This window comes from Protofrankia sp. Cas8 (genome assembly GCF_963555845.1).
Lineage (GTDB): Bacteria > Actinomycetota > Actinomycetes > Frankiales > Frankiaceae > Protofrankia.
The window spans coordinates 13,227-16,778 of sequence record NZ_CAUVXI010000052.1; the positions used below are offsets into that span (position 1 = coordinate 13,227).

The 3,552-nt window shown below is 64.4% G+C and carries 6 protein-coding genes; 1 reads left to right on the forward strand and 5 read right to left on the reverse strand.

The window, feature by feature from the left end; all coding sequences use genetic code 11:
* Positions 1-514: 514 nt before the first annotated feature.
* From U9977_RS10430 to U9977_RS10445, 4 genes are all read right to left on the reverse strand, one after another.
* The gene (locus U9977_RS10430; protein ID WP_322749035.1) at positions 515-928 is read right to left on the reverse strand and encodes a hypothetical protein; all 414 of its coding nucleotides are present in this window, start codon (positions 926-928) and stop codon (positions 515-517) included.
* Positions 925-1,614, reverse strand: a complete 690-nt coding sequence (locus tag U9977_RS10435) for a DUF433 domain-containing protein (RefSeq protein WP_322749016.1) — start codon at positions 1,612-1,614, stop codon at positions 925-927. Before U9977_RS10435 ends, U9977_RS10430 begins: the two co-directional genes overlap by 4 nt.
* Before the next feature lie 147 nt (positions 1,615-1,761).
* Positions 1,762-2,004, reverse strand: coding sequence for a hypothetical protein (locus U9977_RS10440; protein WP_322749017.1), 243 nt, complete (start codon positions 2,002-2,004; stop codon positions 1,762-1,764).
* Positions 2,005-2,072: 68 nt separating this feature from the next.
* Positions 2,073-2,846, reverse strand: coding sequence for a GntR family transcriptional regulator (locus U9977_RS10445; RefSeq protein ID WP_322749018.1), 774 nt, complete (start codon positions 2,844-2,846; stop codon positions 2,073-2,075).
* A gap of 118 nt (positions 2,847-2,964) precedes the next feature.
* Here U9977_RS10445 and U9977_RS10450 point away from each other — a divergent pair, with 118 nt between their 5' ends.
* Positions 2,965-3,099, forward strand: a complete 135-nt coding sequence (locus U9977_RS10450) for a hypothetical protein (RefSeq protein ID WP_322749019.1) — start codon at positions 2,965-2,967, stop codon at positions 3,097-3,099.
* A 257-nt stretch (positions 3,100-3,356) separates the two neighbouring features.
* On the opposite strand, the gene U9977_RS10455 is transcribed toward U9977_RS10450, so the two are convergent.
* On the reverse strand, positions 3,357-3,552 hold a 196-nt coding region (locus tag U9977_RS10455; protein ID WP_322749020.1), incomplete at its 5' end, for a HipA N-terminal domain-containing protein.

Sequence of the window (3,552 nt, forward strand, 5' to 3'; positions counted from 1 at the left end):
ACGCAACCGGCAGCGTCGAGCCGGTCCCCGAAGAAGGGGTCTGCCCGCACGGCAAGCCGCTGCGGACGGTGTGGGCGCCGGGCTACGGGCCGGGCGCGGAGCCGCCGGCCAATCCGGGATGGGACACCCGGCCGCCGGTGTAGGGATCGTCACCGAGTAGCCGGAGGATGCAACTCTGGGATGGCCGAAGGCCACGCTCGCCATCACCAACACGCCGAGCAAGCCGAGCAAGCCGAGCAAGCCGAGCAAGCCGAGCACGTACAGCGTTACCGTCTCGTTCCAGAGCGCGGACGGTGCGACGCAGTATGGCGAAGGTGCCGCGTTCGTCAACTCGCTGGCGCCAGGCCAGAAGACCGTGCAGGCAGCGCAGGGTACAGACGACATCCCTGCCCGCTCGAAGATTGTTTGCAAGGTCACCAGCGCGAAACGCACCGAAGCCTTCTGATCAAGCGCAATGCTGGCGTGATCCACTCCGGATCACGCCAACCGCTGTTCGCCGTTCGCTGTTATTGCCTCAATCAGGCAACGTGAGATCGCTGATACCGACACGGGTGAGGGACTTCGCCCATGGACCCGGGACCGCGGCCAACGCGTCGATCTGGTCCCAGTGCCGCATGACCATCGTCAAGATTTCCCGCATGTTCATGTTCCCTGCCTGAGTGAGGAATAAGCCCTTGACCGAGTGGAGGCGTAGCAGGCGCTTCTCCATCAGGCGATAGCGGATACGTCTGTCACGGGTGATCAGGAGAAGGCCTGCGGCTCCAATGATCGGAAGCCAGACATCATCAAGATCGCCTCGCTGGATACAGGTGTCACAATGACCTGGGAAGACGACGTCGCCGCGTACCGCGGCGAGATTCTTCCCAAGCGGCAAGGTATTCTCGTCGATGAAGAATCGCGGCGTGACCGGGATCTCCCTGTCGCTCAGGCTGCCGTCTCCTGCCCATTGATCCGGCTCTCGTAGCGGATCGCGGCTTCGACATCGGCGACGGAGATGTCGAAGCCATCGGCGATGTCGGCGATCGAGTCCCCTCCTGCGAACAGGTCGTAGAGGTTCTCGGTGCGTATGCCGTGAACGACGGGTGCGCCGAAGTTGCGCAGGGGGTCGATGAGAACCGGGCTGGACTTGTCGTCCGGATAGATCCGGAGGGCTTCCTTGTCCTCAGGGGCAAACTCGACCTTTTCCACGAATGCGGCCGCGCCTGGCGCGAGGATGAGCTGGCCGTTTCGGACAACGACCATTGCAAGCTCGCGGTCAATACCGATCTCATCCTGGATCTCACGGACGAGCTCTCTGTTCGCGACGTATAGCTTGGCGTGGGCAAGCGGGTAAGGAGCACCGAGACGCTCCCGAAGGATCTGCACGACAGGGCGAAGATGCTGCAGGGAAACCCTGTGGCGTATCCGGTACTCACGGAGATAGCCAGCTTCGACGAACTCTCCCCAGGTGACAGCATCTTCGCCTGTCCGCTCCGGGCGGATGACCGGCTCATAGTCCACGCCACCGCGGGAGTAACCATCGATCCATCCGCGGAGCCGCGCCGATCGCACGCCGAGGATACGAGCCGCCTCGCTCATCGAGTAGACCTCGCGGTCCAAGACGGTGATCCCCATGCCTGCATCATGCCGCATCATTGCCGTGACATGACGCACGTCCCAGGGTTTGGGCCGAAATCGCTCACACCGAGGCTGCTGGGAGAACCTTCTTGGTCCTCGATGCGCCGGTGCCCGCCTCCCGGACGGGAGCCGTGCCCTTGCGTATCAGCTCGGGCCGTAGATCGGTCCGGGTGGGTCAAGGTCGGGGGACTCGCCCGGCTGGGCGTCCGGGCCGTGGCCGTCGGCCCATACCGTCCGGCAGTTCTCGCAGCGGACTCCTGGCCGTGGACCCTTGAGTGGGTCGTGCGGGACGCGGCGTCGCGCGGGCGGGGCACGCACCTTGATCCACGCCCCTGTTGTCGGGCGCTCTTTGGGAACGATGTGAATCCAGTGTTGTGGCAGGAGCATCAGATCCACATCGTTAAGAGCCTGTTGTGAATCTCCTGTCCGGGCGGTCTGGCGTGCCAGCGTGGCGGTCAATCCGCAGACATGTCGTAGCGCAGGACGTGGCGATCGGCGGGCAGGATTACGACATAGACCTCAGTCGGCCGCTCCTGTTGATCGAAAGTCGTTCGGAGCAGCCGACCCACGGGGACACCGGGCGCCAAGCGCAGCTGCGTCGACTCCTCCGTGGTAGGCATGCGCCACGTGATCTCATCCTCGTATCGGGTGGGGGTGTGGCCGAGGTCTTCGAGTACCTGATCGGTCCCCTCAACAACATCAGCCGGATTCATGATCTTGCTTCCCTCGACGATGTCGAGGGGATAGTAGCTGTCACCGAGTTGCAGGGGTTCGGCATCGGCGTACATCACACGTTGGCGCACTCCAACTGCCTGGCCGGGCTGTAGAGCGAGATGGGCGGCGATCTCATCGTCTGCCGGAATGACCTTCGTCGTGCTGATCTGCTTCGGTGTCTTGCCTTGGGCTTCGATCTGTTGGGCAAAGGTGTCGCGGCGGCGGTCGGCTTCGAGCCGCTTGCGTCGAGACCCCGTCAGCGATGCGTAGTACTTCATCGCAGGCTCGGCACGGACGAAGCTGCCACGTCCCCGTTGCGAGGTGACGAGCCCCTCGTTGCGCAGCAAGCCCAGCGCCAGTCGGACCGTGTTGCGGCTGGCGGAGTGGCGTTCCGCCAGCTCGGCTTCGGTTGGGACCCGGGCGCCGGGTTCCAACATGCCAGTGTTGATCTCATCACGGAGCAGAGCAGCAAGCTGGTGGTACAGCGGTCGCGGATCTGCCGGATTGAGGCTCACGTCGGTCCCTTCACCTGCACTGTTGTACCTACAGGCTAACAACCCTTGACGCCACCACCGTCCGCCCTGTATTACTACCATTGTTGGTACAACCCAACAACACTCAACTACGCAGAAAGTGACTCTGCCGGACGAGGTGGGGTTCGCCGAAGCCTTCGGCGACGTGGACGTCACCCTTGTCTTCCGGCCGGTCGCTGAGCTGGACCCGCCGTGGGCGCCCGGCGAAGCTGCCGGAGGAAAGCGAGCACCGTGAGCCGGCTCGTGGGCGCGGGCCCGGATCGAACCTGCGACCACTCGCTTGTAAGGCGCAGGCCGGCCCTTGCATCACCGGCTCCGGCGCGTCTGGTCATCGTGATCGTGCCTGCTTCAGGCTCTCCCCGCTGATCGTCAGAGGATGCCGGCGCAAGCTGGTCGATCCCGCCTGCGTTGGACCAGGTCATAGGGCGTCTCGATACCGTCGCACAGGGCTTCGAGGAGCCGAGTGCTCGATCGGGTCGTCGAGGCGTTCGGTTACCTGCTTCGTGTGGCGATGTCCTGATCGCTGACGGGCTGGGTCTGCCGGCCGCGCGACCGCATCTCGTCGAGTGCGTCGGCCAGGCAGAACTGGACCGCCCCGGGGCAGTCCCAGCCCATCTGGGACAGGATCGCCAGGGTGTCGTCCGGCTCGACGCCCAGCAGTGCCCCCCAGCGTTGTCGGGTCCGTGGG

Excerpts from the sequence above, each read along its gene's own strand:
- U9977_RS10435 (WP_322749016.1), bottom strand. The coding sequence starts at position 1,614 with ATGGGGATCACCGTCTTGGACCGCGAGGTCTACTCGATGAGCGAGGCG.
- U9977_RS10440 (WP_322749017.1), bottom strand. The coding sequence starts at position 2,004 with ATGCTCCTGCCACAACACTGGATTCACATCGTTCCCAAAGAGCGCCCG.